General features: G+C 71.2%; 24 protein-coding genes. 12 read left to right on the top strand and 12 right to left on the bottom strand.

Annotated elements, in window-relative coordinates; translation table 11 throughout:
• Positions 1-102 precede the first annotated feature (102 nt).
• Entirely contained in the window at positions 103-1,506 is a 1,404-nt protein-coding gene (locus ACLQ2V_RS14615) for a collagen-binding domain-containing protein (protein WP_425719005.1), read from the top strand.
• A gap of 401 nt (positions 1,507-1,907) precedes the next feature.
• Here the strand turns inward: ACLQ2V_RS14615 and ACLQ2V_RS14610 are convergent, their stop codons facing one another.
• Both ACLQ2V_RS14610 and ACLQ2V_RS14605 read right to left on the bottom strand, forming a co-directional pair.
• The gene (locus ACLQ2V_RS14610) at positions 1,908-2,924 is read right to left on the bottom strand and encodes a TerC/Alx family metal homeostasis membrane protein (RefSeq protein WP_425719004.1); all 1,017 of its coding nucleotides are present in this window, start codon (positions 2,922-2,924) and stop codon (positions 1,908-1,910) included.
• A 218-nt stretch (positions 2,925-3,142) separates the two neighbouring features.
• Positions 3,143-3,556: a DUF2267 domain-containing protein gene (locus ACLQ2V_RS14605; protein WP_425719003.1), complete on the bottom strand. Its 414-nt coding sequence runs from the start codon at positions 3,554-3,556 to the stop codon at positions 3,143-3,145.
• Between the two features lie 194 nt (positions 3,557-3,750).
• Between ACLQ2V_RS14605 and ACLQ2V_RS14600 the strand changes: the two genes are divergently transcribed.
• Positions 3,751-4,020 carry a DUF2795 domain-containing protein gene (locus ACLQ2V_RS14600; protein ID WP_425719002.1) on the top strand — a complete coding sequence of 90 codons (270 nt, stop codon included), beginning with the start codon at positions 3,751-3,753 and terminating at the stop codon, positions 4,018-4,020.
• 294 nt (positions 4,021-4,314) lie between these two features.
• Here the strand turns inward: ACLQ2V_RS14600 and ACLQ2V_RS14595 are convergent, their stop codons facing one another.
• The 4 genes from ACLQ2V_RS14595 to ACLQ2V_RS14580 form a co-directional block, all read right to left on the bottom strand.
• Complete coding sequence (locus ACLQ2V_RS14595) at positions 4,315-5,289, bottom strand: pirin family protein (protein ID WP_425719001.1); 975 nt, start codon at positions 5,287-5,289, stop codon at positions 4,315-4,317.
• 175 nt (positions 5,290-5,464) lie between these two features.
• Positions 5,465-6,310, bottom strand: a complete 846-nt coding sequence (locus tag ACLQ2V_RS14590; protein ID WP_425719000.1) for an SAM-dependent methyltransferase — start codon at positions 6,308-6,310, stop codon at positions 5,465-5,467.
• Between the two features lie 107 nt (positions 6,311-6,417).
• Positions 6,418-7,251: a helix-turn-helix domain-containing protein gene (locus tag ACLQ2V_RS14585; protein WP_425719208.1), complete on the bottom strand. Its 834-nt coding sequence runs from the start codon at positions 7,249-7,251 to the stop codon at positions 6,418-6,420.
• 197 nt (positions 7,252-7,448) lie between these two features.
• On the bottom strand, positions 7,449-7,688 hold the full coding sequence (locus ACLQ2V_RS14580) for a DUF397 domain-containing protein (RefSeq protein ID WP_425718999.1): 240 nt from the start codon (positions 7,686-7,688) through the stop codon (positions 7,449-7,451).
• A 267-nt stretch (positions 7,689-7,955) separates the two neighbouring features.
• On the opposite strand from ACLQ2V_RS14580, the gene ACLQ2V_RS14575 reads away from it, so the two are divergent.
• The gene (locus ACLQ2V_RS14575) at positions 7,956-8,606 is read left to right on the top strand and encodes a GGDEF domain-containing protein (RefSeq protein ID WP_425718998.1); all 651 of its coding nucleotides are present in this window, start codon (positions 7,956-7,958) and stop codon (positions 8,604-8,606) included.
• Between the two features lie 83 nt (positions 8,607-8,689).
• Here ACLQ2V_RS14575 and ACLQ2V_RS14570 read toward each other — a convergent pair whose 3' ends face one another.
• Entirely contained in the window at positions 8,690-9,184 is a 495-nt protein-coding gene (locus ACLQ2V_RS14570) for a type II toxin-antitoxin system PemK/MazF family toxin (protein ID WP_425718997.1), read from the bottom strand.
• Between the two features lie 122 nt (positions 9,185-9,306).
• On the opposite strand from ACLQ2V_RS14570, the gene ACLQ2V_RS14565 reads away from it, so the two are divergent.
• Together ACLQ2V_RS14565 and ACLQ2V_RS14560 are read left to right on the top strand one after the other, a co-directional pair.
• The gene (locus ACLQ2V_RS14565; protein WP_425718996.1) at positions 9,307-10,635 is read left to right on the top strand and encodes a hypothetical protein; all 1,329 of its coding nucleotides are present in this window, start codon (positions 9,307-9,309) and stop codon (positions 10,633-10,635) included.
• A 369-nt stretch (positions 10,636-11,004) separates the two neighbouring features.
• Positions 11,005-12,567, top strand: coding sequence for a pectate lyase family protein (locus ACLQ2V_RS14560; RefSeq protein ID WP_425718995.1), 1,563 nt, complete (start codon positions 11,005-11,007; stop codon positions 12,565-12,567).
• Between the two features lie 449 nt (positions 12,568-13,016).
• Here ACLQ2V_RS14560 and tnpA read toward each other — a convergent pair whose 3' ends face one another.
• Positions 13,017-13,433, bottom strand: coding sequence for an IS200/IS605 family transposase (tnpA, locus tag ACLQ2V_RS14555; RefSeq protein WP_425718994.1), 417 nt, complete (start codon positions 13,431-13,433; stop codon positions 13,017-13,019).
• 22 nt (positions 13,434-13,455) lie between these two features.
• On the opposite strand from tnpA, the gene ACLQ2V_RS14550 reads away from it, so the two are divergent.
• From ACLQ2V_RS14550 to ACLQ2V_RS14535, 4 genes are all read left to right on the top strand, one after another.
• Entirely contained in the window at positions 13,456-14,688 is a 1,233-nt protein-coding gene (locus ACLQ2V_RS14550) for an RNA-guided endonuclease InsQ/TnpB family protein (RefSeq protein WP_425718993.1), read from the top strand.
• 56 nt (positions 14,689-14,744) lie between these two features.
• The gene (locus ACLQ2V_RS14545) at positions 14,745-16,283 is read left to right on the top strand and encodes a substrate-binding domain-containing protein (RefSeq protein WP_425718992.1); all 1,539 of its coding nucleotides are present in this window, start codon (positions 14,745-14,747) and stop codon (positions 16,281-16,283) included.
• 875 nt (positions 16,284-17,158) lie between these two features.
• The gene (locus ACLQ2V_RS14540; RefSeq protein ID WP_425718991.1) at positions 17,159-18,742 is read left to right on the top strand and encodes a carboxylesterase/lipase family protein; all 1,584 of its coding nucleotides are present in this window, start codon (positions 17,159-17,161) and stop codon (positions 18,740-18,742) included.
• Positions 18,743-18,893: 151 nt separating this feature from the next.
• A complete protein-coding gene (locus tag ACLQ2V_RS14535) occupies positions 18,894-20,849 on the top strand; it encodes an MBL fold metallo-hydrolase (RefSeq protein WP_425718990.1) in 1,956 nt (651 codons plus the stop codon).
• A 74-nt stretch (positions 20,850-20,923) separates the two neighbouring features.
• Here ACLQ2V_RS14535 and ACLQ2V_RS14530 read toward each other — a convergent pair whose 3' ends face one another.
• Positions 20,924-22,501, bottom strand: coding sequence for an ImmA/IrrE family metallo-endopeptidase (locus tag ACLQ2V_RS14530; RefSeq protein ID WP_425718989.1), 1,578 nt, complete (start codon positions 22,499-22,501; stop codon positions 20,924-20,926).
• Positions 22,498-22,842: a hypothetical protein gene (locus tag ACLQ2V_RS14525; protein WP_425718988.1), complete on the bottom strand. Its 345-nt coding sequence runs from the start codon at positions 22,840-22,842 to the stop codon at positions 22,498-22,500. The genes ACLQ2V_RS14530 and ACLQ2V_RS14525 overlap by 4 nt, the downstream gene beginning before the upstream one ends.
• Positions 22,843-23,304: 462 nt before the next feature.
• On the opposite strand from ACLQ2V_RS14525, the gene ACLQ2V_RS14520 reads away from it, so the two are divergent.
• On the top strand, positions 23,305-23,682 hold the full coding sequence (locus ACLQ2V_RS14520) for a DUF2255 family protein (RefSeq protein ID WP_425718987.1): 378 nt from the start codon (positions 23,305-23,307) through the stop codon (positions 23,680-23,682).
• A gap of 76 nt (positions 23,683-23,758) precedes the next feature.
• Here the strand turns inward: ACLQ2V_RS14520 and ACLQ2V_RS14515 are convergent, their stop codons facing one another.
• Both ACLQ2V_RS14515 and ACLQ2V_RS14510 read right to left on the bottom strand, forming a co-directional pair.
• The gene (locus ACLQ2V_RS14515) at positions 23,759-23,959 is read right to left on the bottom strand and encodes a DUF397 domain-containing protein (protein ID WP_425718986.1); all 201 of its coding nucleotides are present in this window, start codon (positions 23,957-23,959) and stop codon (positions 23,759-23,761) included.
• Positions 23,950-24,717, bottom strand: coding sequence for a DUF5753 domain-containing protein (locus ACLQ2V_RS14510; RefSeq protein WP_425718985.1), 768 nt, complete (start codon positions 24,715-24,717; stop codon positions 23,950-23,952). The genes ACLQ2V_RS14515 and ACLQ2V_RS14510 overlap by 10 nt, the downstream gene beginning before the upstream one ends.
• Positions 24,718-25,066: 349 nt before the next feature.
• Between ACLQ2V_RS14510 and ACLQ2V_RS14505 the strand changes: the two genes are divergently transcribed.
• Positions 25,067-25,363, top strand: a complete 297-nt coding sequence (locus tag ACLQ2V_RS14505; protein WP_425718984.1) for a hypothetical protein — start codon at positions 25,067-25,069, stop codon at positions 25,361-25,363.
• On the top strand, positions 25,363-25,608 hold the full coding sequence (locus ACLQ2V_RS14500) for a flavin reductase (protein WP_425718983.1): 246 nt from the start codon (positions 25,363-25,365) through the stop codon (positions 25,606-25,608). The genes ACLQ2V_RS14505 and ACLQ2V_RS14500 overlap by 1 nt, the downstream gene beginning before the upstream one ends.
• Positions 25,609-25,664: the final 56 nt, after the last annotated feature.

Raw genomic sequence — 25,664 nt, 5'->3', positions numbered from 1 at the left:
GATCGGCGGCGACTCACCCGATCGGGGGGCCCGAGGTCGAGTGCTGCCATCCGGCACCAGCAAGGGTTAGCGTTTTGCAACCTTTGTCTGATTGGCGGATCTATGACCCTTTTGCACGCGCGCCGGGTCCGGCTGGCGCTGCTACCGTTGGCCGGCCTCGCGGCGCTGCTCGCCATGGCCCTGGTCGTGACCCGTCCCGGCGTGGCCCAGCCACGCCAGGCGATCAACCCGGTGGCACCGGCGCAGGGCTTCCTGGTGGTGACCGAGGGGGATGCCCGGCTGCTGGCCAGCGAGAACGAGGGCACCGTCGCCGTCGGCGGCGACCTCAGCTTCGGCAACTACCAGGTCGCGGTGCTCACCGCCGGCTCGTTCGTGGTCGACGGTGACGCCAATCCCACCGCCCTGGTGGTCGGCGGGCGGGTCGACTTCGCCACCAGTGTGCCCGGCAGCCAACTCCAGGTGCTTCAGAACGGCTACCTCAAGATCGTCGACCTGACCGGCACGATCGGCCGGGACACCGACGACAACGGGGCGGCCGTGAACACCCGGGCGGTGCCGATCGACGACTACGACGCGACCCCGCGCATCGAGTTGGTCACCCGGCAGTTGGTGGGCAGCGTCGGCCCCACCTCCCCGATCGACTTCGGGGGCGCGTTCGCCGGTTTCCGGGCCACCTCCGGCACGCTCGCCGACTGTTCCCAGAACGTGGTGCTGCGTACCCCGGAGGGGAACGTGCTGCCCCGGCCGATCCCGGCCGGCAGCAACGCGGTCGTCACGCTGACCCCGGGGGTGACCAACGTGCTGAACCTGAGCGCGAGTGACCTCGCGGCCATCTCGGTCCTCACGTTCGCCACCGCGCCGACCGCCGACACTCCCCTGCTGATCAACACGGACACCACCGACGTGGCCGACCAGTTCGTCTGGCAGGTGCCTGACTTCGCCGGGATCGGCAGCGAGCCGGCCCGCTACATCCTGTTTAACTTCCGCACCGCCACCTCGCTCACGCTCACCGACCCGAGCGCGACCCTGGAGGGGACGATCTACGCGCCGAACGCGGACCTGTTCGCCCTCACCAACAGCAACATCGAGGGCAGCGTCATCAGCCGCAGCCTCGTCCACGACGGCGGCGAGATCCACAATCTGCCGTTCTCGACGACGCTCGAGTGCCAGCAGCCGACCGGCAGCCCGACGGCCACCCCGACCGGCAGCCCCACGGCCACACCTACGGCCACTCCCACGGTCACACCCACGCAGACACCCACGGCCAGCCCAACGCCCACACCCACGGTCAGTCCGACACCCACGGCCAGCCCGACACCCACGGCCACGCCCACGCCGACCCAGCCGACGCCCACTGCCTCACAGCCGACGCCGACGCCGAGCCCGCAGCCGCTGCCGGTGACCGGCTCGGCGAGCCTGCCGCTGTTCGGCGCGGGAGCCACGGCCGTGGGCGTGGGCCTCGCCCTGCTGTTGCTGGCCGCCGACCGACGCCGCGCCCGCCGCTGACGCCGATCGGCAGACCGGCCCGGGGCGCACGTCGTCCCGGGCCGGTTCCTTGCCGCGCGGCCGCCCGCTCCGGGCAGGCCGGGAGCGCGTCGACTCGGGTGACCCTCCGGTCACCCACGGGTGTGCCCGGTCGCGTTGGCTCGACTGCTGCTGCGGCTGAGCCAGCGGCGGCTCCACCTACGGATACGGGTGCCACCCGGGTCAGCCCCTTCGGGCACACGACAGCGCTCTTGCTCAGTCGAGGAACGGGGCGGGCGAGGAACGCGATCGGGGGTACAGCGCGGAACGGGTCGGGCAAGGAAGGGTTCGGACGTACAGCCCGTAAGGCGGTCGGGCGTACCGCGGGAGCGGACGCGGCGGCCCCGCGCGCCGGGTGGGCGCGCGGGGCCGGCGCGGAGGAGTCAGTGCCCGGTGCCGATCCGGTGGTCGCCCGGGGTGACGTCGCGGGTCGCGCGGAGGCTGGTGAGCGTGACGACGACCAGCACGCCGACGATCACACCGAGGGACGCCAGGGTGGGGATCTCCGGCACGGCCGGCCAGATCCCGTGCGCCCAGTGCAGGCCGAGCTTGACGCCGATGAAGGCGAGAATGACCGCCAGGCCGTAGCTGAGGTGCACGAGGCGGCTCAGCGCGGCCTGCAGCACGAAGTACAGCGCCCGCAGGCCGAGCAGGGCGAAGGCGTTGGTGGCGAAGACCAGGTACGGGTCCTCGGTGATGCCGAAGACCGCGGGCACCGAGTCGACGGCGAAGACGATGTCGGTGGCCAGCAGCGCGACCACCACGAGGGCGAGCGGGGTCAGCGCCCGGCGGCCGTCGAGCCGCACGATCATCTTGGTGCCGTGGTACTCGTCGACGACCGGCATGAACTTGCGCAGCAGCCGCACCGACCGCATCTTGCTGATGTCCACCTGCTGCTCGTGGCCGGAGATGGCGTCGCGGAGCAGCTTGGCGGCGGTGACGATCAGGATGATCGCGAAGATCAGGAAAGCGAAGTCGAGGGTCTGGAGGGCCGCCGCGCCGACGGCGATGAAGACCGCCCGCAGCACCAGCGCGCCGGTGATGCCGAAGAGCAGCGCCCGCTGGGCGAGCGCGGCGGGCACCGCGAACGCGGCGAGCAGGAGCATGAAGACGAAGAGGTTGTCGATGGAGAGGGACTTCTCGACCAGGTAACCGGTCAGATACTCCACGCCCTGCTGTGAGCCGTAGCGCCACCAGACCCAGCCGCCGAAGGCCAGCGGGAGGGCGATGTAGAAGGCCGACCAGCCGAGTGCTTCCTTCATCGACACCTCGTGCGGGCGTCGGGTGACGAGGAAGTCCAGCACCAGCAGGGCGAGCACGCCGACGATGGTGACCGCCCAGAGCATGGGCGTGCCGATCGACGACAACTCGCCGGCGGACAAATATGACAATTCGGTCATGGGGCCTCCTCGAACATCGTGGCATGTTCGAGGTCTCCTTCACCCACGGTCACGTGGGCAACCACCCGAGGCGTGCGCCGGGCACGCCGTACTGACCGGAATGGTTCGTGGGAAGTACTCCCCTCGTGCCGCAAGGTTAGGCCACCCTCGGCCGCTCGCCAACTCCGCACCCGCCTGCCACCAGCGATGATGGATCCCCCGACCCGGCCGGGCGGCGTTCAGGGGCGGCGCGGCGCGGCCGCGCCCGGGGCGAGGGCCGGTTCCACCATCTCCCGGTAGTCGCGCGGGAACCGGACCACGATGTCATCGAATTCTCCCCCGGTCATCGCCTCGCGCAGGGTGACGAAGACCGCCCGGACCGCCTCCCGGGCGGCCCGCTCGTCGAGGGCGGCCCGCTGGCCGACCCGGGCGGCGAACTCGGCCGCGCCGAAGCGCTCGGCGGCCTCGGTGTCCGGGCCGGGACGCAGCATCAGCCGCAGCGGCTTGGGCAGCTGTGCCGCGAGATCCAGCACCTCACCGCCGGTCAGCCGCTGCTCAAGGGTCTCCAGCGTGGCCCGGGTCAGCTCGACGGCCCGCCCGGCGGGCACCCCGGCCCGTCGGGCAACCTGGTCGACGAAGGTGTCGTAGTCCATCGGTTGCTCCTTCCGCCCTGTCTCGGGCGGGTCGCGTACCCGGCGGGCGGGTCCGGAAACGCCCGCCGACGCCGGCCGGTCGACCGGCCCGCACCGAGCGGCGAATCCCCCGCGACGCCGGGGCGTGAGGGGCCGGCGGGTGGGTAACCGCGGCCGGTCGTGAACCGGATCGACAGCGGCGAGGAGCAGCGAAAATGGCGAGTTACGACGACGTCCTGCGCTACCTGTCCCGCCTCGACTACCCGGCCGGGAAGGCCGACGTGGTGCGGGAGGCCGAACGGGCGGGCGCGCCGCCGGACGTGCTACGAGCGCTGCGGGCCCTGCCACCGGTGCGGTACGCCAACGGCAACGAGGTGGCCCGCTCGGCGAAGATCGAGGCCGCCCCCGAGATCGGTGCGGCGCAGCGCGCCGCGCAGGCCCGCGAGCCGCACACCCGGGTCGCGCAGCACCTGCGCGGTCGCTGAGCCGGTGGCGACGGGATCGGGCGACGGGCGGGCGCCCCGGGCCACGAACCGCGGCCTGGGGCGCCACACAGATCCCGTCCCCCACGGTGACCGCGACCCGAACCGGGTCGCACCGTCGGCGGCATCGAACTGCCCACCCGAACCGGGCGGGTGCGATGCTCGATCATCATAGCCGCCGCCATCGTACTAACGGCCAATTCTTGCCCAACTGTGGGCCGGCCCACGCTCGGCCACCCGACCGCCGTGCCCCGGGATGCCCCCCCCCCCGGAACGCCGGGTCGGCGCCGGGTCGGTTCAGCGCAGGACGTCACCGTGGCGGGTGCGGGCCTTGAGCCGGGTGGTCGGCAGCGCGGGCGCCGGCAGCGGCGCCGCCGCGTCGTCGACCACCGTGCCGAAGCGCGCGGTGCCGGCCGTCCACTCCTCCCGGGCGGCGACGATCTCCTCGTGCGATCGGCCGACGAAGTTCCACCACATCACCAACGGCTCCTCGAAGGGCGTGCCGCCCAGCAACAGCAGGCGGCTGCCGGGGGTCGCGGTGAGGGTCAGGCTCTCCCGTCCGACGCCGAGGTGCAGCAGCGCGCCGGGTTCCAGCGGCACGTCGCCCACCTCGGCGGAGCCGGACATGGCCAGCAGGCCGTACTCGAAGTCGCGGCGCAGCGGCAGCCGGGCCGGCGTCGCGCCCCGGGCCGTGAGCTGCGCGCCCACCAGCGGGGTGTGCGTCACCGCCGGGGACCGCTCCCCGCCGAACTCGCCCGCCAGCAGCGTGACGTCCAGGTCGCCGTCGCGCCACGCCGGCAGCTCGGCGTGGTGGGCGAAGCCGGCCGCCGCCGCCCGCGCCGGGTCCGGCAGGGCCACCCAGAGCTGTACGCCGTGCATCAGCGGCGGACGCGTCGCGGGCGACCGCTCCGAGTGGGCGATCCCGTGTCCGGAGGTCATCACGTTGAGCTGCCCCGGGCGGATCGGCTGGACGTTGCCGAGGCTGTCGCGGTGCACGATCTCACCGTCGAGCAGCCAGGTGACCGTCTGCAGGCCGGTGTGCGGGTGCGGGGGCACCTCCATGCCGGGCCGTTCGGCGACGTCGTCCGGGCCGAAGTGGTCGACGAAGCACCAGGCGCCGATCATCCGGCGGCGGCGGTGCGGCAGCAGCCGACGCACCGTCGTGAAGCGGCCGAGCGGCACGTCGTGGCCGGGCAGCAGCACGCTGCCCGGATCGACGGTCGCCTCGCCCGGGGCGCGCGTGTGTGCCGGCAGGGACTCGGTCCGTTCCACCGGCCCGACTGTACGCGCGCACCGGCGCGGTCGGCACCGGCGCGGCAATGCCCGCCGGGGGCGGTGAAGCGGTCACCGAGGGTGGTCGGGGACGCCGTCACGCTGGGCTGAGGGCGGCCGACCCGCGCCGTGGTCTGGGCGCGGGTCGGTGGTCGCGGGCGGGCTGTGCGGCCGGTCAGGGCTTGCGGGCCACCGCGCCGTACATGCTGACGTCGGCCACGGAGGGCCGGGGCTCCGCCTCCTGCTCGGCACGCCACTGCGCGACCGAGACGATGCCCGGCTCGACGACCTCGAGGCCGTCGAAGAAGCGGGTGATCTCGGCCCGGCTGCGCATCCGCAGCAGCTCCTCCGGCCCGCCGTTGCGCGTGGTCGCCTTGGCCTTCTCGGCCACCGGCGGCGGAAGGTACTCGTGGGTGGCGTGCGAGGCGGCCAGGTAGCTGCCGGACGGCAACGCGTCCACCAGGTGACGGACCAGGGCATAGGGGTCGTCCGGGTCCGGCAGGAAGTGCAGGATCGCCACCAGCATCAGCGCCACCGGCTGCCCGAGGTCGATGGTGCGACGCAGCTCGGGGTGGGCGAGGATCTTCTCCGGGTCCCGCAGGTCGGCGTCGATGTAGGCGGTGGCGCCCTCGGGCGAGCTGGTCAGCAGCGCCCGGGCGTGGGCGAGCACGATGGGGTCGTTGTCCACGTAGACCACCCGGGTCTGCGGGGCGATGCGCTGGGCGACCTCGTGGGTGTTGTCGGCGGTGGGGATGCCCGTGCCGATGTCGAGGAACTGCCGCAGGCCGGCCTCGCGGGTGAGGTAGCCGACCGCCCGTTGCAGGAACCGCCGGTTCTCCAGGGCGGTGGTGCGGATGGTCGGGAACGCCGCGGCCATCTCGTCGGCGGAGTCCCGGTCGGCCTGGAAGTTGTCCTTGCCGCCGAGCAGGTAGTTGTACCGGCGGGCGGGGTGCGCCACCGTGGTGTCGATCCGATCGCTCGGGTGGGTGCCGGCCGTGGGGTGGGGGGCTTCGGTGGCCAATGCTCCTCCATGACTCTGCGCTGATCCGAGCGACGACGAGACTCCACAGTCGCCGGTTGCGACCATGGTAGAGCCCCGTCGGGCCGGGGCTGGCACCGGGAAAGCCGTTACCGCGAGTAGAGCTCGTCGCGCAGCTTCGTCAGCAGCCCCGCCGTCCGCTCCGGAGGCTCGGCCTCGACGCAGAGCCGTTCCATGGCCACCGCGTAATAGTCGAGGTCCTCGCGCTTGTCGAGGTAGATGGCGCTGGTGAGCTGCTCGATGTAGACGATGTCGGGCAGGTCCTGGTCGTCGAAGCGCAGGATGGTGAAGGCGCCACCCGCCGCGGCATGCCCGCCGGCGTCGAAGGGGATGATCTGCAACCGCACGTGCGGCGACCGGGTCACCTCGATGAGGGCGTCGAGCTGCTCGCGCATGACCTCGGCCCCGCCGATCGGCCGGCGCAGCGCGGCCTCGTCGACCACCGCCCAGAGCTGCGGCGGCCGTGGTCGGCGCAGCAGCTCCTGGCGCTGCATGCGCAGGCCGACCCGCCGGTCGATCTCCTCCGCCTCGGCGCGACGGTGGCCCAGCAGGACCACCGCTCGGGCGTACGCCGGGGTCTGCAACAGGCCGGGCACGAACTGGACCTCGTAGCTGCGGATCATCGCGGCGGCCGACTCCAGGCCCAGGTACGCCTGGAACCAGGCCGGCAGCACGTCGCCGTAGCGATGCCACCAGCCGGGGCTGTTGGCGTCGCGGGCGAGCTTGAGCAGGGACTCCCGCTCCTCGGTGTCGGTGACGCCGTAGAGGCTGAGCAGGTCGGCGACGTCGCGTTCCTTGAAGCCGACCCGGCCCAGCTCCATCCGGCTGATCTTCGACTCGGAGGCCCGGATCTCGTAACCGGCACCCTCCCGGGTCACGCCCCGGGACTCCCGCAGGCGGCGCAGCTGCGCGCCCAGGAGCATCCGCAGCACGGTCGGCCCGGTGGCCGGACCGCCCTCGGTGGGAACCATCGTCACGTCCGACCTCCGCTAGCCAGCTTTCGTCGACCGGGCCCCACCCCAGCCGACGAGTAAGCATGCCATGGACCTTCGGTGAGATGCAGCGGCCCGCAGGCGTGTCTCGACCCCTTGACGGGACGCTGCCGAACGGTGACGCTGGGTCAGTTGAAAAGGTGGTCGAAGTCGCCGTCGCGGGCCCCGAGCACGAAGGCGGCGATCTCGTCCACTGTGTAGATCAGCGCCGGCCCCTCGGGGTGCCGGGAGTTGCGCAGAGCGATTCCCGCGCCGCCGGGGAGCTCGGCCAGCTCGACGCAGTTTCCACTCGGGTTGCTCCGTCTGCTCTTCTGCCACTTCAGCGGGGGAAGCTGCGCGGCGGGAACGCTGTTGTCGGGCTGCTGCATGGGGGGCGTCTTTCTCTTCAAGAGCCTGCCGATGCCGCGGGGAGGAGCGGTGGTGGCGTGAGGCGGGATCGAAAACGGGTCCTGCTGCACGTGCATCTGCTATTGCATCTGCACCGGACAACGAGCATGATAGCCGAAGTGTGCGGTGTCTATCCGTTCACTTTGGGTTACCCGAAGTGGGGTCGCACCAGGGAAAACGAGGGCCCGCAGGGGCTTCGGCCGGCCCCGGCCGCAGCCGCCGGGGCGGGGGCGCTGAGGGAGGTGTTCGTGCCGGATCCGCTGACCATCGCGTCCGGCATCTCGGCCGCCGGCGCCTTCGTCTCCGCGTGGCAGCTACGCCGTCGCGCGTTGCAGGCCGAGGCGGAGATCGAGCACCTGCAGGCGGAGCTGGCCGCCGAGCGGCACGCCGCCAGCCACGACCCGCTCACCGGGCTGCCCAACCGGCGGGCCTTCTTCCGGCTCGCCGCCACGCTGCTGACCGACGCCGGCGGCGAGCCACTGATCGCCGTGGTGCTCGACCTCGACGACTTCAAGCAGGTCAACGACCGCTACGGGCACTCCGCCGGCGACCAGGTGCTGATCAGCGTGGCCGAGCGGCTGGCCGCGTTCGCCGGCGACAACCTGGTGGCCCGGCTCGGCGGCGACGAGTTCGCCGGCCTGCTGACCACCTCGACGGTCGACCGACGCTGGATCGAGCACTCCACCCGGCGGCTCTGCGAATCGCTCTCCGCGCCCATCCCGCTGGGCAACTCCAGCCTCCGGGTGACCGCCTCGGTCGGCCTCGCCCCGGTCACCGGCCCCGCGCAGCTCACCGAGGCGCTCGACCGCGCCGACGCGGCGATGTACCGGGCGAAGAGCGTCGGCGCGTCCCGCCCCACCCGGCAGCTCGTCGACAGCGCGCACCTCGCCGACCGCTGACCGGCGCGGGCCGGGCCAGCATCGACGCCAGCCGGAGCCGACGTGGGTCCGGGCGGCGCCAGCCGCAGCCCACGGGGGTCCGGTCAGCGCCAGCCGTAGCCGGCGCGCAGGGCCTGACCGACCCGATCGAAGCGGCCCCGGTCCAGCACCGCGCCCTCGCGGCGGATGCTGTCCTCGCGCATGGTGAGCACCCGGTCCAGGCGCACCCAGCTCGGCCGGTTGTCGCGGTCCCACTCGCCGGGGCCGAGCGAGAGCCAGTGCCGCTGGCCGTCGCGCTCGCTCTGGCTGGAGAGCATCAGGCCGAAGAGGGTACGGCTGGAGCGCCCCACGACCAGCACCGGCCGATCCTTTCCCTGCCGCGGGTCGTCCTCGTAGGGCACCCAGGTCCAGACGATCTCCCCCGGGTCGGCCTGCCCGTCGGGCTCCGGGGCGTAGCTGAGCTCCCGCCGTTGCAACGCCGAGACCTGCCGCCGCCGGGCGACCTGGGCCGGGATCTGGCCGGGGTGGGGCGTCGGCGCGGCCCCGCCACGGGTCACCCGCCCCAGCCGGGACACCACATTCCTCAACAGACCAGCCACGGCGGGCAGCCTAGCCCCTCCCCCGGCCCACCGCCGACCCGAGCCCCGACCGGTCGACGGCGGGCCGGGGAGCCGTTCGAGCTGTTGTCGTGAGGACCGCCCCGGGCGGGCACAGTGAAGGCATGACGACGAACCTGCCCGCGCCGCTGGCCCGCTACGCCGCCCGGCTGCACGACTCGATCGGCGACCGACACCACCTGGCGTCCCCGCTGGGCGCCTGGCTGCTGCTGGCCCTCGGCGCGTCGGCGGATGACCCCGACGGCGGCCCCGACCACCTCGCCGACGCCCTGGGCACCGACCGCGCGACGGCGGCGCGGGCCGCCGCCGCGCTGCTCGACGCGCCGCATCCGCTGGTGTCGTCGGCCACCGCCGGCTGGCACCGGCCCGACGCGGCGAGCCCGGCGCTGGCCGCCTGGCTGGCCAGCCTGCCCCGCGCGACGGCGACCGGCCCGCTGCCGGACCAGGCCGGCCTGGACGCGTGGGCCCGGGAACACAGCGCCGGGCTGATCGAGCGCTTCCCGCTGACCGTGTCGCCCCGGGTCGTGCTGGCGCTGGCCTCGGCCCTGGCCACCCGGATCTCCTGGGCCGTGCCGTTCGACGTGGCCCCGGCGGCGGCGCTGGGCCCGCAGAGCCCCTGGGCGGGCCGGCTGACCCGGGTGCTGCGCACCCCGTCGGGCGGGCACCGGGCGTGGATCGCGGCGACGCCGGAGGCCGGGGACGTGGCCGTGCACGTGGCGGAGGCCCGCCCCGCGCCGACGGCCGCCGCCCCGGACGGCAGGGGCACCGCCGCCGGGCGGGGCGACACCGACGTCTCCCGTGGGCGGGTCGGCCAGGATGCCGACGCCGCCGGGGCGGCGGGCGCGGGGCTGTCGGTGGTCTCGGTGGCCGCCGCGCCCGAGGTGGCCCCGCAGCGGGTGCTCGCCGCCGCGTACCGGATCGCCGCCGACGCGGACGCGAGCGCGCCCGCCGGCCGACGGTCCCTGTTCGACCTGCCGCTCGGCGCGACGCCGCTGTGGACGCTGCGCGAGGAGTCGATCCGCACGCACGCCCGCGACGGCCGGGAGGAGCGGCACGCGGCGACGCTGCCCTGCTGGTCGGCCCGCGACGAGCACGACCTCGGCGGGCCGGGGCTCGGGTTCGCCGCCCTCGCCGGGGTCCTCGCCCCGCTGATCGGCGACGCCGAGATGCAGGCCCGGCAGGTGGTGGCCGCCCGGTACACCCGGTACGGCTTCGAGGCCGCCGCCGTGACCGGGGCGTTCGCGCTGACCAGCCTGCCGCCGCAGGGGGTGGCCCGCGTCGCCGAGCTGCGCTTCGGGCACCCGTACGCGGTGGTGGCCGTCGCCACCGACCGGCGCGGCGGCCCGTGGCATCGGGTGCCGGTCTTCTCCGGCTGGGTCGCCGAGCCCGACGACCTGCCCGAGGCCGACCTGGCCGACCCGCCCGAGGGCTGACCGCAGGGTGCCTGCGGCGGTCGATCTTCGCCGCCTCAGATAGCCGCACGACAATGTGTTCTGCCGGCAAAACGTCATAGCTCCGCAATCCGGACGAGAGCTTGCCTCTCCGGCGGCTGGCTCCCTATCCTCACGGTGGAAAGCGCTTTCCAGGGCACCCGGATCGTCCCCGACGGGCGGGGGACGGCCATCGCGGCACCCGCGTCGACTCTGCCGAGCCGTCGCCGCGCGGTTGCCGCCGTCGATGCCACCACCAGCGCGACATCGAAGCACCGCACCGCGACGGCGAGGCCGCTCGTCGGGTTCCCCCTTCCACCGGAGCGGACCTGGCGGCGACAACCAGCGTTCACAGCAGAAGGTGAGGCAGCAATGAGACGACCAGGCGCACTGCGAATCCAGGCGGTGCTGGCCACGGCGGTCGTCGGGGCCGCGATCGGCGTGGCCCTGTCGACCCCCCAGGCGTCGGCGGCCGCCGGCAGCGCCACCGGGTACGCCACCCAGAACGGCGGGACCACGGGCGGCGCCGGCGGGCAGACGGTACGGGCGAGCACGGGAACCGCGATCCACACCGCCCTGTGCACCCGGCCCAGCAGCAGCACCCCGATCATCATCGAGGTCACCGGGACCATCAACCACGGCAACACCGCCAAGGTGTCGGGCGACAGCTGCAACACCGCCGCCGGCGTGATCGAACTCAAGCAGATCAGCAACGTCACGCTCATCGGGGTGGGCTCGGGGGCGGTCTTCGACCAGCTCGGCATCCACATCCGCGACTCCAGCAACATCATCATCCGGAACGTGACCGTGCGGAACGTCAAGAAGTCGGGCTCGCCCACGTCCAACGGCGGCGACGCCATCGGCATGGAGAGCACCGTGCGCAACGTCTGGGTCGACCACGTCGACCTGGCGGCCTCCGGCGGGGAGTCCGAGGGCTTCGACGGGCTGTTCGACATGAAGGACAACGTTCAGTACGTGACGCTCTCCTACAGCACCCTGCGCAACTCGGGCCGAGGCGGACTGATCGGCTCCAGCGAGAGCGACCGGTCGAACGGCTTCGTCACGTTCCACCACAACCTGTACGAGAACATCGACTCCCGCACGCCGCTGCTGCGCGGCGGAATCGCCCACATCTACAACAACTCCTACGTGAGCCTGCACGAGTCCGGAATCAACTCGCGGGCCGGGGCGAAGGCCAAGGTGGAGAACAACTACTTCAAGGACTCCAAGGACGTCCTCGGCACCTTCTACACCAGCGAACGCGGCACCTGGCAGGTCGCCGGGAACATCCTGGACAACGTGACCTGGTCCAGCCCCGGCACCGACAACTACCCCGCCGGCCCCAACCTGGCATCCACCACCACCGTCAGCATCCCGTACTCCTACGCCCTCGACGGGGCCGGCTGCGTGCCGGAGATCGTCCGCCAGACGGCGGGCGCCAACACGGGCCTGAAGGAGTCAGGCGGCAACTGCTCGCCGCAGACGCCGTCGCCGACGCCGACCACCCCCAGCCCGACCACTCCCACGCCCGGTCCGACCACGCCGACACCGGGCCCGACCAGCCCCGGCGGGGTCAACCTCAGCATCGGCGCCGGCGCCGACGGGTCGAGCAAGGCCAGCGGCACCAGCTACGGCAACGTGCGCGACGGCAACATGAGCACCTACTGGTCGCCGGCCGGCTCGACCGGCTCGATCTCGATCAAGTGGGGCTCGGCCACCTCGATCTCCAGGGTCGTCATCCGGGAGGCGGCGGGCTCGGTGGGCGGCATCGGGTCGTGGCGGGTCACCAACGGCGGGACCGGCGCCGTGCTGGCCACGGGCAGCGGGGCGGGCACCATCACCTTCGCTGCGACCTCGCTGACCAAGGTCACCTTCGAGATCACCAGCTCGACCGGCACGCCGAAGGTCGCCGAGTTCGAGACGTACGCCGGCTAGTCGCCGCTCCCGGCGCCCGGTGGGTCCACCCTCGGCGGACCCACCGGGCACTTCGGACCCGAGGTGGTTCGGGGTGGGCTGGACAGTGGGATCGCCGCGGGGTAAGACAGCACAGCGAGGCTCGTCGGGACATCGAAAGAGGACTCGATGTCGAACGCGTCAGCCGACACGCTGGAGGGCCGATGGCAACAGGCCGAGCGATCACCCGGCCGTGGGTGCCGTACACCGCCGCCGTCGCGGCCGGGGTCGCGGTCATCGCGGCGGCCTACCTGGTCGTCTGGCCGGCGGCCGACGTCGACTGCACGCCGCTGCAGGTCAGCGCGTCGGTGGAGAAGGACGTGCTGCTCGGCGAGTTGGCCGAGCGCTACCGGGATGCGGGCCAGCGCTCCGGCCTTCAGGCCGGGGGTGAAGGCCCGCGCGGTGAGGGCCGCCAAGGCCCGAGCAGTGCCTTAGACCGGGCGATTTTGCTGCTCGATGTACTGACGCACGATACTCAGCGGTGCCCCGCCCGCGGAGCCCGCGAAGTACGAGCCTGACCACAGCTTGTTGGCCCGGTAGTAGTGGCGCGTGAGGTCGGGGAACTCCTGCCGCAGGCGGCGCGAGGAGACGCCCTTGAGGCTGTTGACCAGCTTGGCGGGGGCGACTTTCGGCGGGAAGTTGACGAGCAGGTGGACGTGGTTGCTCTCGCCGTTGAACTCGACCAGCTCGGTGTCGAAGTCGGCGCACACCGCCCGCATGATTTCCTCCATCCGGGCGAGGTGCCGGTCACCGAACACCTGGTGTCGAAATTTCGTCACGAAGACCAAGTGAGCGTGCAGAGCGAAAAGGCAGTGCCTGCCGGTGCGAACATGTTCAGGTTCGGCCATAGACCAATGGTATTGTGTGGGGGTGCAGCTGCGGTACAACTACCGGCTCTACCCGGACACCGGCCAGCGTGAAGCGTTGGCGAGGGCGTTCGGGTGCGCGCGGGTGGTGTTCAACGACGGGTTGCGCGCACGGCAGGAAGCCCGCGAGCAGGGGCTGGCGTACATCTCCGACGGGGAGTTGTCCCGCCGCCTGATCACCGAGGCCAAGCAGACCCCGCAACGGGCGTGGCTCGGCGAGGTGTCGGCGGTGGTGCTGCAACAGGCCCTCGCCGACCTGAACACGGCCTACCGCAACTTCTTCAACTCCCTGTCCGGCAAGCGCAAGGGACGGAAGGTGGCCCCGCCCCGGTTCCGGTCGCGCAAGGACAACCGGCAGGCAGTCCGGTTCACCGCGAACTCCCGGTTCAAGGTCCTCGACAACGGGCGGCTGCGGCTGCCGAAAGTCGGGGAGGTTCCGGTCCGGTGGTCCCGGTCCCTGCCATCCGACCCGTCCAGCGTGACGGTGATCAAGGATGCGGCAGGCCGATACTTCGCCTCGTTCGTCGTGCAGACCAGCACGGACGAGACACTGCCGGAGACGGACTCCGAGGTCGGCATCGACCTGGGCTTGACCCATTTCGCGGTGCTCTCGGACGGCACGAAGGTGGCGGCACCGAAGTTCCTGCGCCGTGCGGCCCGCAAGCTGCGCCGGTTGCAGCAGGACCTGTCCCGCAAGCAGCGCGGGTCGAACAACCGCAAGAAGGCCATCGTGAAGGTCGCCCGCGCCCACACGCGGGTGGCGGACACTCGGCGGGACTGGCAGCACAAACTGTCCACGACGATCATCCGTGACAACCAAGCGGTGTACGTCGAGGACCTGTGCGTGACCGGTCTCGGCCGGACCCGGCTGGCCAGGTCGGTGCACGACGCCGGCTGGTCGCAGTTCGTGGCGATGTTGGAGTACAAGGCGACCCGGTATGGGCGCAGGTTCGGACGTGTGGACCGCTGGTTCCCGTCGACCCGGATGTGCTCCGAGTGCGGCCGGATCGGCGACAAGCTGGCGCTGAACGTCCGGTCGTGGGACTGCCCGTGCGGCAGCCACCACGACCGGGACGTCAACGCCGCCAGGAACATCAGGGCCGCCGGACGGGCGGACCTCAACGACCGTGGAGCGCAGGTAAGACCGGCATCCGTGCCGGCACCGCGCCGTGAAGCGGTAACCCACCCGGACGTTGCGTGTTCCACGCGCAGCGTGGAGGGAATCTCAACCCTTTAGGGCGGAGAGGATGTCAAAACGACAGCGATCGGCGATACGGGGGCCGCTGCGCCGTCGTGACCGTCCGTGGCCTGACCTCCGGTGCGTCGACGGACGCGCTGGCCGGTGACTGGGCCGCCAAGCAGCCCGGCGTCCCGCGACCGCAGGTGTGGTTGCCGTCGTCGACCCTCTGGACCGGGCAGCTGAAGCTGCTGGACAAGGCCGCCGGGCGCCCGGCGCAGACCTCCGGGCGATACCCGTCGATCGCGAACAGCCCGCTGGTCATCGCCATGCCGCGCCCCAAGGGAGCGCTCCTACAACGACAGGGGCCGCTCGGCTGGGGCGAGATCCTGGGCCTCTCCGGGCGGACGGGCTGGGCGACCTACGGCCGCCCCGAATGGGGGCGGTTCACCTTCGGCAAGGTCAACCCGAACCTCTCCACCTCCGGGTTGGCGGCCATCATCGCGACGTACTACGCGGCCGTCAACCGGGCCAGCGACCTCACCACGAGCGACCTGGCGGAGCCGAGGGTGACCCAGTTCGTGCGGCGCATCGAGGCCAACGTGTCCCACTACAGCGACGACGTGGTGGACCTGCTCAAGGACCTCGCCGAGGCGGACCTCTCCGGCGACGGCACGCCGGCCTCGACCGACGTGAGCGCGATCGTGACCCAGGAAGAGCTGGTCTACCAGTACAACGAGGGGGAGTTGAGCCCGACCAGGGGCGAGAGACCCCGGGTCCCGCTGGTCGCCCTCTATCCCAAGGAGGGCACGTTCAACCTCGACCACCCGTACGTGGTGCTGCCCTCGGCCAGCCCCGAGCAGCGCGCCGCCGCCGACGACTTCCTGGCCTACCTGAAGGAGCCGCCGCAACAGCGCAGCTTCAGCCGGCTGGGGTTCCGCGACCCCGAACGCCACGCGTCCGGGCCGCTGGTCTCCTCCGTCGGCGGGCAAGGTTCCGGCCCTGAGCTGACCTACTTCGAGCCGCCGGACCCCGCCGTGGTGAAGGCGATCCTCACCGGCTGGGGCACGCTGCGCAAGAAGGCGAACATCCTCGTCGCCGTCGACACGTCCGGCTCCATGAACGCCGAGATCGGTGACCGGAGCAGATTCCAGGTGGCGACCACGGCCGCCACCAAGGGCTTCGGCCTGTTGAACTCCGAGGACCGGGTCGCGCTCTGGTCGTTCTCGTCCGAGACGGCGCAGCGGCCGAAATCGGCCTACAGCGAGGAGGTTCGGCTGTCGCCGTTCGACCAGAAGAGCCTGGCCAAGAAGATCGGCAGCCTGCACGTCGAGGGCAACACCGCGTTGTACGCCACCGTACGGGCGGCGCGCCGCTACATGATCGACCACTACGACGAGTCCCGCATCAACGCGGTGGTCGTGCTGACCGACGGCAAGAACGAGTACGGCAAGGACGGCGATCTGGCCCGGCTGCTCAAGGACGTCGAGCTGGACCCGGACCGCCCCGTCAAGATCTTCTGCATCGCGTTCGACGAGCAGTCGGACTTCGTGACCCTGGACCGGATCGCCAAGGCGTCCGCGGGCAAGGCGTTCGACGCCCGTGACCCGGCCAAAATCGACGAGGCGTTCGTCAAGCTGGTCAGCAGCTTCTGAGCGGCACGCTCGAGCAAGTCGACATCATGCTGGGTAAGTCATTCACGACATCAGCTCCATAGGACGCGCGGAGCAACACCCACCGCGCGACAACACCCCCAGCACGGGCAACACCCACCCGCACGCGAGGCGAGAACACCGGCAACGGTCGCCCGCCCGGTCCCGGGGACCGGCTGCGGGTGCGGCCGGCTGCGTACTCGCCTGAGTTCCTCCACAGCAGGCCGCGACCCCGCAGCCGACCGGCGGACAGACCCGCGACCTGGTTGGCCCCGGCCCTGCTCGCCGACGGCGTCCGGCTCGGCCTGCCGAAACGCCCCTGGCCCATCCCGTTCGAGGTGAGCCTGGCTGGAGGCTAACGGCGACAAGATCGGTGGTCAACGGCCGGTCCGGCGCCCCAGCGGCGGGGCGTTCAGCAGGTCACACCCGGTGACGGTTGTAACGTGTCTGAAACACCGCCGTTCGCATCTGTTGCCAACTTCCCTGGTAGCGGATATGTTCTGGCACACAACAAAGTCTTCTCTCGACCTCGGCCGGTCGAAGGAGACGTCAGCGTCGCGCTGTTCCAAGCCGGCTTCTCGTCCGGCACTCGCCTGAGCCGACGGCTGACTTCCACCGGCCGGTGCCCAGCACCGGCCCGGCACACCTCCCGTTCAGCGCGGGCTTCCGCGCACACGAACCGACTGCGGCACCCGACCCGGTGCGAGCCGGGGGACTCCCCGTGCCGCAAAAAAATGGAAGGTACGACCACCGATGAGGATCCGACCGAGCGCGCCCTGGGTGGCGGGGACGTCAGTGGCAGCGGTCGCCGCGCTGGCCCTCACCCCGGGCCTGCCCGCCTGACCCTCCTCCATCCCCCCTGCGAAAAGGACACTTCTGTGAGAGCACTCTCCAAGCGTCGCCTGGCGACCTGGGTGGCGGCCGTGGCCGCTCCCGTACTCCTGCTCGGTGCCGGTGCCGGCGCCGTCGCCCAGGCCGACGGCAAGGGCGGCGGGCGCGGCGGTGACCCCGTCGTGCAGAGCACCAGCGGCTCCGTGCGCGGCGTCGCGACCGGCCAGTTCGACCAGTTCCTCGGGCTGCCGTACGCGGCGCCCCCCGTCCGCGACCTGCGGTTCGCCCCGCCGGCCGCGCCGCAGTCCTGGCGCGGCGTCCGGGCGGCCGACGAGCAGTCCCCGGCCTGCATCCAGTTCGAGCCGACCGGCATCCGCGAGGAGCAGGCGGTCAGCGAGGACTGCCTCTACCTGGACGTCTACCGGCCCAGCAAGGTCAGCAAGAAGGCCAAGCTGCCCGTCATGCTCTGGTTCCACGGCGGCGGCCACACCCAGGGCACCGGCGTCATCTACGGCGGCGGCACGATGGCGGCCAAGACCGACACCATCGTCGTCTCCATCAACTACCGCCTCGGCGCGCTCGGCTTCCTGGCCCACCCGGAGCTGAGCAAGGTCACCCCCGGCGGCTCCGGCAACTACGGCCGGATGGACCAGCTCGCCTCGATGAAGTGGGTCCGCGACAACATCGCCAACTTCGGCGGTGACCGCAACAACGTGACCATCTACGGCCAGTCCGCCGGTGGGCAGGGCGTCTGCGACATGCTCGCCATGCCGGCCGCTAAGGGCCTGTTCCACAAGGCGATCGTGCAGAGCCAGCAGTGCCTGGCCACCCGCAACACCCTCGCCGCCGGCGAGGAGCGGGGCGTCGGCTTCGCCGAGTCGGTGGGCTGCACCGACGCCGCCACCGCCGTGACCTGCCTGCGCAAGGCGTTCCCGGGCACGCTGGTCGCCAACCAGAAGAACTACCTCGGCAACTCGAAGGTGGGCGGCGAGTTTCTGCCCAAGTCGTTCGCCCAGGCGTTCGCCGACGGCACCTGGAACAAGGTTCCGCTGCTGACCGGCACCACCCGTTCCGAGAACCGGCTCACCGAGACCGCGCTGGCCGGGATCACCGCGCAGGGCTACGTCGACACCATCAAGCGGGAGTACGGCGACAAGGCCGAGCAGGTCCTCGCGGCGTACCCGCTGAGCAAGTTCAACAGCCCGTGGGACGCCATCACCCAGGTCCACACCGACGCCGGCCGGGCGTGCCAGACCGAGCAGGCCGTGCGGACGATCTCGACCAAGGCCCCGGTCTACCGCTACGAGTTCAACGACCCGACCTCGCCGACCCTCTACGGGTTCCGCGTTCCGGGTGAGGACGTCTCCAACGGCCACAGCGGCGAGCTGGCGTACCTGTTCGACTTCACCCTCGGCGAGCGTCCGCTGACCGCGCAGCAGGAGAAGCTGTCGGACCAGATGATGCGGTACTGGGGCGCGTTCGCCCACAAGGGCAACCCGAACTTCCGGGGCGCCCCGACGTGGCCGGTCTACGGCGACGCCGAGAACGTGATGCAGCTGCGCACCGCCGGCGCCAGCAAGGTGATCAACACCTTCGCGGCGGAGCACAACTGCGGCCTCTGGCTGAGCTGATCCACCGCGCACGCGAACGAAAGAGCACAACGGCACGTACGGGCCCGTCTCCGACCCTCGGGGGCGGGCCCGCGCCGACGCCGGGGCCGGTCGTCCGACGGACCCCGCCGCCACCGGCGTTGCCCCACCAGCAGTGCGAGAGGGAGCAGACATGACCCGTTCCGACCTGACCACCTGCGCCGACGCCGACGGCGCGCCCTGCGGCACGCACACCCCGCCGGCGTTGAGCCGGCGCAGCATCCTGGCGGCGGCGACCGCGCTGGCCGGGGCCGCCGCCGTGGGCGGCCTGCCGGGCGTCGCCGCCGCCGGGCCCCGCCCCCGCCCGCGCCTGACCTGGTACGGCCTGGTCCCCGGCTTCGTCGAGGTGGCCGCCGACGAGTACGGCAGACCCGAGGGCGACGGGTTCGCCGCCGCCAACCCGTGGGGCGCGTACACCGCGTATTTGATCTCGGTGAGCAAGCGCGGGCACCGCACCTGGCGGGTGGAGAACATGCAGGCCCTCGCGCCCCGACCGGACGGCAGCCGGTACGCGCAGGGCTCCACGATGTGGCTCTTCGAGGGCGACCGGCGGGCGCTGCTCGTCGACACCGCCATCGACACCCCGGAGACCGCGGGCGTCGACGACCTGGCCACGGTGGTGCGGCACCTGCTCGGCCACGACGACGACGGGACCGTGCGCGCCAACCCGGTCGACTTCGACGTGGCCATCACCCACCGCCACGGCGACCACACCGGCAAGGTCCCGAAGATGACCGACCGGACCGTCTACTACCCCGACCTGGACTGGCAGCCCACGGCCACGCCGAACTGGGTGCCGGTGCGCCACGACGGCGGCAGCACCGCAAACGGCAGCACCGGCCGGACGGTCAGCGCGATCGACCTCGGTGGCCGGCGCATCGACGTGGTGGCGCTCTACGGCCACACCCCCGGCTCGACGGGGTACCTCGACGCGGAGAACCTGATGCTCGCCACCGGCGACGCCATCGGCTCGGCGTACGTCTGGGCACACTTCGCCAGCGCCACCACCAGCACGTACGCCGCGATGCTGCGCAACCTGCGCCGGGACCTGCGGCCGTTGCGCGGGCTGGCCCTGCTGCCCGCCCACTTCTACCAGATCAAGCAGTTCGGCCGGGCCGACCCGCCGATCAACGGGCGACCGCTGGACCTGACGTACCTCGACGACATGATCCGCGCCGCCGAGGGGGCGCTGGACGGCAGCATCCTCGCCGACCCGTACCACGAGATCGGCCGGGAGGCGGTCTGGATCAGCGGCGGCAGCGCCCGGATGGTCTACAGCCTGACCAACCTGTATCCGGGCGGCCCGACCGGCGGCAACGGCGACCTGCGAAAGTTCCACGGGGTACGCATCCCGTCGCGCTACCGCACCGACCCGTTCCTCGACGGCCCGTACGCGTTCCTGGACAACATCCGCACCGACCTGGTGCTGATCCGGGACTCGGCCGACGAGACGTCGCTGCTGTTGACCGGGACGACCCGCGCGCTGCTGGTCACCTCCGGCCGCAGCGCCCCCGGCCTGCTGCGGTACGCCAAGCGCCTCGCCCGGCACCCGCGCATCGAGGTGGTGCTCACCGACGGCGACCCGGCGAGCCTGGCCGGGATCGGGCAGTTCGCCGGCCACCGGCTGATCGTGCCCGACGGCGTGACCGTGCCCCGGCGGCTCGGCCCGGTGACGCGGGTGGGCGACGGCGACCGCATCGACATCGGCCGCGACCGGGCGGGCCGCCGGGTCCGGCTGGAGGTGTACGCCCTGCCCGGCCGCTGCGCCGACTCGGTCACCCTGCTCGACCCGGTGTCGCGGGTGCTCTTCGCCGGTGACGCCCTCGGCGTCCAGGGCACCCGGGGGCTGACCCTGGGCACCTCCCCCGCCGCGTTCCGCACCGGCCTGCGCGCCTGGCGGGCGCGCACCGACGGCCGCTACGACACCATCTACACCGCGCACAACCACCAGTGGCTGACCCGCCCCGGGTACGTCGACGCGGTGCAGGCCGCCGTCGACGGCCCGCCGGTGGCCTCGCCGCAGCCCGGCCACCAGGCGTTCACGTCCGGTGCCGGGGAGTTCCTGGCCTGGGTCTTCGTGCCGCAGTAGTTACCCCGCCGCCCGGTCGACGCCGGGTGAAATCGTGACGGCCCCCGGCGCAACAGCCGGGGGCCATCGCGCGCTCAGTCCTGCCCGTGCAGCAACTCGTCTCGGTCCGCTTCACTCATCAGCGTCAGGTTGTACAGGTGCTCGATCAGGGCCCGCCTGCTGACCCGTAGCCTCGCGGCAAGGGCAGATATCACGGCCCGATCACCAATGGGATCCGGCGCGTCGGCTATGGCCCGCTTTACCAGATCCGGCGGCATGAGGAACATGGCCGCAAAAGCATTCGCCCGCTGCTCCAGCCCGCGCGGCGCCCAGGGGCCGCTCGCGATGGCCAACTTCTTGGCACTGGAGCGATCGAACAGGAGATGGCAGAACTCGTGCGCCAGATTGAAGCGCCGCGCACTGCTGGAATCATAGAAAGATGAGCCCGCATTCTGGATGATCGTGGGTCGGTGATGCTCGCCGAAGATGCCGCAGGCCCTGATCTTCGGGTCATCCAGTTTGCGGTCGATGATCGAAATACCCAGGCGGCGAACCAGATCGGCGATGTCGACCCAGCCGGACGAGAGGTCCAAGTCGAGTTCCGCGTGGACAGCCTCCGCGAGGTCGTACCCCTGCTCCCAGGGCGGCGTGGCCGGGTCCAGCGGGACTGACTCACCAAGGGTGTCCAACTCGGACACGATCGGCACCGGAGAATACTGGCTTACCAGCGCCGAACCTATCGTTCTTATGTCCTTGTCAGTTACGGTGGGTGACATCGAGCTGAACATGAGTTGGAGGGGAGAGGATGCCCTAATAACTAGCGGTCCGCTTATCGTCGCCAGGGTTTCGTGGACGCCTGCCGTGTCGGCCAAGCCCTTCATCCAGGCCACGCTCCGTGACCAGCGTGAGTGAATCTCCTCTTCGAGAGCGCCATGGAGTCGCCCGGTGAGAGCCGACGTCTCACGTAGACCGGCACGCCACTCCTGCCTCCTGTCCTGCTCAACCGGATCCTTCAGGCCCTGCAGGAGGGCCTGCAACCGGACGATCCGCTGGCTGTCGGGCACCTCTTGGGTCAGGTAGTCGGTGGCAGCCAGGAGCACGTCGTAGAGGGGTTGCGCTACCTGCTCAGGAGCCAGCAGGGCGGCGCCGGCAGCGCAACTGAAGTGAAAGCCGTCCAACGCCCCGGCCAACGGCTCGTCATTCCAACTGATTTCAATGGAATCTCGAAGCCTGCGGAAAACGATATTCGGTAGCAGGCCCCCCGAGCGAGCCGTCCGAAGCGCATGCCGCGCTTTCCACTCGTATCGCTCCTGTTCCCAGGAGAACGCCTCCGTCTCCTCCACCAAAAAAGGCGCATTACGAGTGAGTTCAAGTGCCTCTACCGCCGTCTCGGCGATGTTGCGGTTCGGCAGCTTCTCCTCGTGCAACAGGGGGTTCCAGCTCTCGGCGAACCACTCAAGCAGTGGCAGCAGATACCAGTGTGCGTTTTGCAGCACCTCGCCTTGGTCCACGTGAGCACACAGGTTCTGGCCGTCCACCCAGAATTGAATGGCTCCCCAGGAGGCGGCCTCCGCCGGGTCGGCACCTACCCCCTGGTCGGGGTCCGGCATGAAGGCGAGCCGCAGGGCAAAGGAGTCAGTGCTTCCCGCGAACTTCTCCCAGCGCACCGTCATCTGTCTCGCCGCCTCTTAGCCCGCCGAATTTCTTTACGCTCGACCTTATCCTCGGCAACCCAGCGTTGCACCAGGGTGGGCGGCACCTCATCCCAATCGACCGGATAGCCATGCCACCTGCCTGCCCCATGCTGCTGCGCGCAGTATGCGCTTTCGCCGTCTGTTGCGTAGCGCTTCTTCCCGACCAGGTCGCTCTGGGCAAGCAGCCGAGGCCCATCGGCGTGTGGCGGACAGATCGACCCGTGCCGCCCAGGCGTAGGAATCGGCTTGTGTTTCGGATTTGGCTCGTAGGTCAGCTCTCGCGAACCGGTCGCCTCCTGAGCCTGCTCCGCGTCGTCCACTCAGACCTCCGCCCTGACCTTCGCGGACAGGATGACAGACGCCCGCGCGTGGCCACCCAGGGCCCGCCGCATCCGTCGCCCATCCGCTGCACACTGCGCGTATCCGAACTAATCCGATCCGTCACTGTCGACAACTCGATGATGGTAGCGAATTCTTGGCAACCGGTGTTCCCTGGAAGTGGGTGGAGGTGCTACGCGCAGGCGTTGGACGGCGTCCCGGTGGCTGGCGAAGGCGATCTTGAGCCGATATGCACCCGACGAAGGCATCCCCGACGCCACGCCAAGGGCGGCGGCACCTTCTGTTCCGGACGCTTTGGAGCTGATGTCGTCTGCGTCATCACTCGGATGATTCGTTGACGACATCAGCTCCAAAGGACGCGCGGTGTTGGTTCCCGCCGCGCGGGCGGTCACCATCGGTGGCATGCACGAGCAGATAATCCGACCCGAACGGGCTCGACGCCGATGACCGGCCGCTGGTCTGCGGCGGAGCTGCGACTCATCGCCGCCGCCCGGGAGCTGCGGATCGCCGTCCGGCGCGCCGACGGCGGCCTGCGGCCGTGGCTGCCGATCTGGGTCGTACGCGCCGGCGACCGGGTGTACGTGCGGAGCTGGCATCGGCGGGACACCGGCTGGTTCGGCCAGGCCCTGCGGTCACAGCGGGCCCGGATCCGGGTGCCGGGCCTGGACACCGACGTCACCATCGAGGACGTCGGCGGCGCGTCCCCCGACGTGAACGCCGACGTCAACGACGCCTACCGCGCCAAGTACGGCCCAGGCGGCGCAGCTTCCATGGTCACCGACGCGGCCGTGGCAACCACCCTGCGGCTCGACCCCGAGTGACGTGGGGTGTCGGGGCGCCGCTCGGAAAATCGGTTACGAGATCACGGCTGGCCGGAAGCCGATCACGGTTACGCCGTCAGGCGACAGGGCCGAGCCTCTTCGCCAGGTCCACGAACCCCGCCCACGCGGCGGGCGCGAAGGCCAACGTCCCGCCGTCACGGTCCTTGGTGTCCCGCACGAGGACGATGCCGGGCAGATTGTCAGCGACCTCGACGCACGCCCCACCGTTGTTGCCGCTCTTCGTGCTCTTACGCCACTGCGCCTGGCTCATGTCCATGATGCCGCCGCTTTCCTGATGAGTTCTAGAGACTGCGACCGGGGCAGAGCATCGCCGGTGATGCGAGCCCACCGCCGATCCAGGGTAGCAAGGTCAGCAGCTTGATCGATGATCTCAGCGCGGACCTGCCCGTCCACGTGGGCAAGGCGCACCCCATCGCTCAATTCGGCGAGGATGAATGGCCCGCCGAGCCCGGAGTACATGCCGGCGCTCTCCGGAACGACGTGGACCTGCACTGTTGACAAGGCCGCGCAGCTTGCCAGGTGCACGCACTGGGCGCGCATCATGTCCCGGTCCCCGGCGGCGGTACGCCGTAGAACTGCTTCGTCGATGACTGCGACCAGCAGTGGAGGCCTGGCGCGGTGAAGGACCGCTTGTCGTGCGATGCGGGCGGTGACCAGTTCCTCGGCCTCCTCAGCGGTCAGCCCTTCATCCGCGAGGGTGGCTCGCGCATAGGCCTCGGTTTGCAGCAGGCCCGGTATCCACGCCAGCTCGAACCACCGCAGGGAGGAGGCTTCACGCTCGACGTCAGCCCAGCGCCGAAACCATGCTGGCTCACGACGCTTCAGGGCGTCCGGCCACAGGTCGGCGACTTCCCGTCTCAAGACGGCGGCGACCTTCGCCCGGTGGCGAGACTGCGGGATATGTCCGGGGTTTGCCCAGCGGGCGGCGGTTTTGGGGTCCACATCCACCTGAGCTGCAAGTGCCTCGGCAGTCAACCCCAGGACCGCCATGGCATCAATAACTGCATGGTTCATCCGGATTTCCCTCTGCTTTGTCCGGTGCACTCCGAATCGTCGCCACTACGCGGTGTGTTTGTATCACAACTGTCGGAAGCCTGGTAAAGGGCGGCGCGGGGCGGCTGACATGGGTCCCGGCTCGCGTTCGTCGAGGGGGCCGTTCCGGTCCTTCCACACCGTTTAGACCGGGCGGCCCCCTCTCCACTTTCGACGGGCAGGAGGGCGCGCAATGGCGCATCGACAAGGACATCACCGGGCCTATCGTGGCCGGCACTGCGCGTGCCGGGTGTGCATCGAGGGCAGGGCGAGCAGGGAGCGGCGCGGGCCGGAAACCACACAGAACCCCAGTCGGTACGACCCGCCGCCGGTGGTGAGTCCGGTCCCCGCCCCGCAGGCGTTGCAGTTGCACCGCGCGGCAGGCCCCGCCTGGCGGTGCGAGGTCGACGGCGAGCCGTTCCCCTGCTCCGCGTGGCGGGACCTGCCGGTGGACGAGCACTTCGCCCGCGTACTGCTGGCGGTTTTCACGGTGTTTCTCGGGCCGGCGATCCGCGACCTGCGGGGCCGACCCGAGGGGCCGACCCCGCCGGAGATCGTCAAGCGGTTCCTGTGGTTCCTGCCGCTGACCGACGAGGAGGCGCGGGCGACCGCGCTGCGGTGCCGCTGATGCCCGGCCGGCCGCACCGGCCGATGCGTCCCCTCTGGCTGTGCCGGCGGTGCGGGGCCCCGTGGCCGTGCGGGCCGGCGCGGCTGGCGCTGTTGGTCGAGTACCAGGGCAACCGCGCGGCCCTGCTGCTCCACCTGGCCGACCTCAGGCGGGAGGCGGTCGAGCAGCTGACCGTGCTGAACCCGTCGAGCCCGCCGGGCGACCTGCGCAACCGCTTCCTGTCCTGGGTCCGCGCGCCGCGATAACCCCCTTCCTCCTGCTGATGGGCCCGCTCAGTTGGCCGGCTGCCGCTGATGGTCGG

Source organism: Micromonospora sp. DT233 (assembly GCF_049841815.1).
GTDB lineage: Bacteria > Actinomycetota > Actinomycetes > Mycobacteriales > Micromonosporaceae > Micromonospora.
Note: the sequence above shows the minus strand (reverse complement) of the source record. Positions and strands in the feature narration are given on the sequence as shown.

What these genes read in the sequence shown, in the direction of transcription:
- ACLQ2V_RS14615 (WP_425719005.1), top strand. Translation starts at nt 103, where the DNA reads ATGACCCTTTTGCACGCGCGCCGGGTCCGGCTGGCGCTGCTACCGTTG.
- ACLQ2V_RS14610 (WP_425719004.1), bottom strand. Translation starts at nt 2,924, where the DNA reads ATGACCGAATTGTCATATTTGTCCGCCGGCGAGTTGTCGTCGATCGGC.
- ACLQ2V_RS14605 (WP_425719003.1), bottom strand. Translation starts at nt 3,556, where the DNA reads ATGGACTACGACACCTTCGTCGACCAGGTTGCCCGACGGGCCGGGGTG.
- ACLQ2V_RS14600 (WP_425719002.1), top strand. Translation starts at nt 3,751, where the DNA reads ATGGCGAGTTACGACGACGTCCTGCGCTACCTGTCCCGCCTCGACTAC.
- ACLQ2V_RS14585 (WP_425719208.1), bottom strand. Translation starts at nt 7,251, where the DNA reads ATGCTCCTGGGCGCGCAGCTGCGCCGCCTGCGGGAGTCCCGGGGCGTG.
- ACLQ2V_RS14580 (WP_425718999.1), bottom strand. Translation starts at nt 7,688, where the DNA reads ATGCAGCAGCCCGACAACAGCGTTCCCGCCGCGCAGCTTCCCCCGCTG.
- ACLQ2V_RS14565 (WP_425718996.1), top strand. Translation starts at nt 9,307, where the DNA reads ATGACGACGAACCTGCCCGCGCCGCTGGCCCGCTACGCCGCCCGGCTG.
- ACLQ2V_RS14560 (WP_425718995.1), top strand. Translation starts at nt 11,005, where the DNA reads ATGAGACGACCAGGCGCACTGCGAATCCAGGCGGTGCTGGCCACGGCG.
- tnpA (WP_425718994.1), bottom strand. Translation starts at nt 13,433, where the DNA reads ATGGCCGAACCTGAACATGTTCGCACCGGCAGGCACTGCCTTTTCGCT.
- ACLQ2V_RS14535 (WP_425718990.1), top strand. Translation starts at nt 18,894, where the DNA reads ATGACCCGTTCCGACCTGACCACCTGCGCCGACGCCGACGGCGCGCCC.
- ACLQ2V_RS14530 (WP_425718989.1), bottom strand. Translation starts at nt 22,501, where the DNA reads ATGACGGTGCGCTGGGAGAAGTTCGCGGGAAGCACTGACTCCTTTGCC.
- ACLQ2V_RS14520 (WP_425718987.1), top strand. Translation starts at nt 23,305, where the DNA reads ATGACCGGCCGCTGGTCTGCGGCGGAGCTGCGACTCATCGCCGCCGCC.
- ACLQ2V_RS14515 (WP_425718986.1), bottom strand. Translation starts at nt 23,959, where the DNA reads ATGGACATGAGCCAGGCGCAGTGGCGTAAGAGCACGAAGAGCGGCAAC.
- ACLQ2V_RS14510 (WP_425718985.1), bottom strand. Translation starts at nt 24,717, where the DNA reads ATGAACCATGCAGTTATTGATGCCATGGCGGTCCTGGGGTTGACTGCC.
- ACLQ2V_RS14500 (WP_425718983.1), top strand. Translation starts at nt 25,363, where the DNA reads ATGCCCGGCCGGCCGCACCGGCCGATGCGTCCCCTCTGGCTGTGCCGG.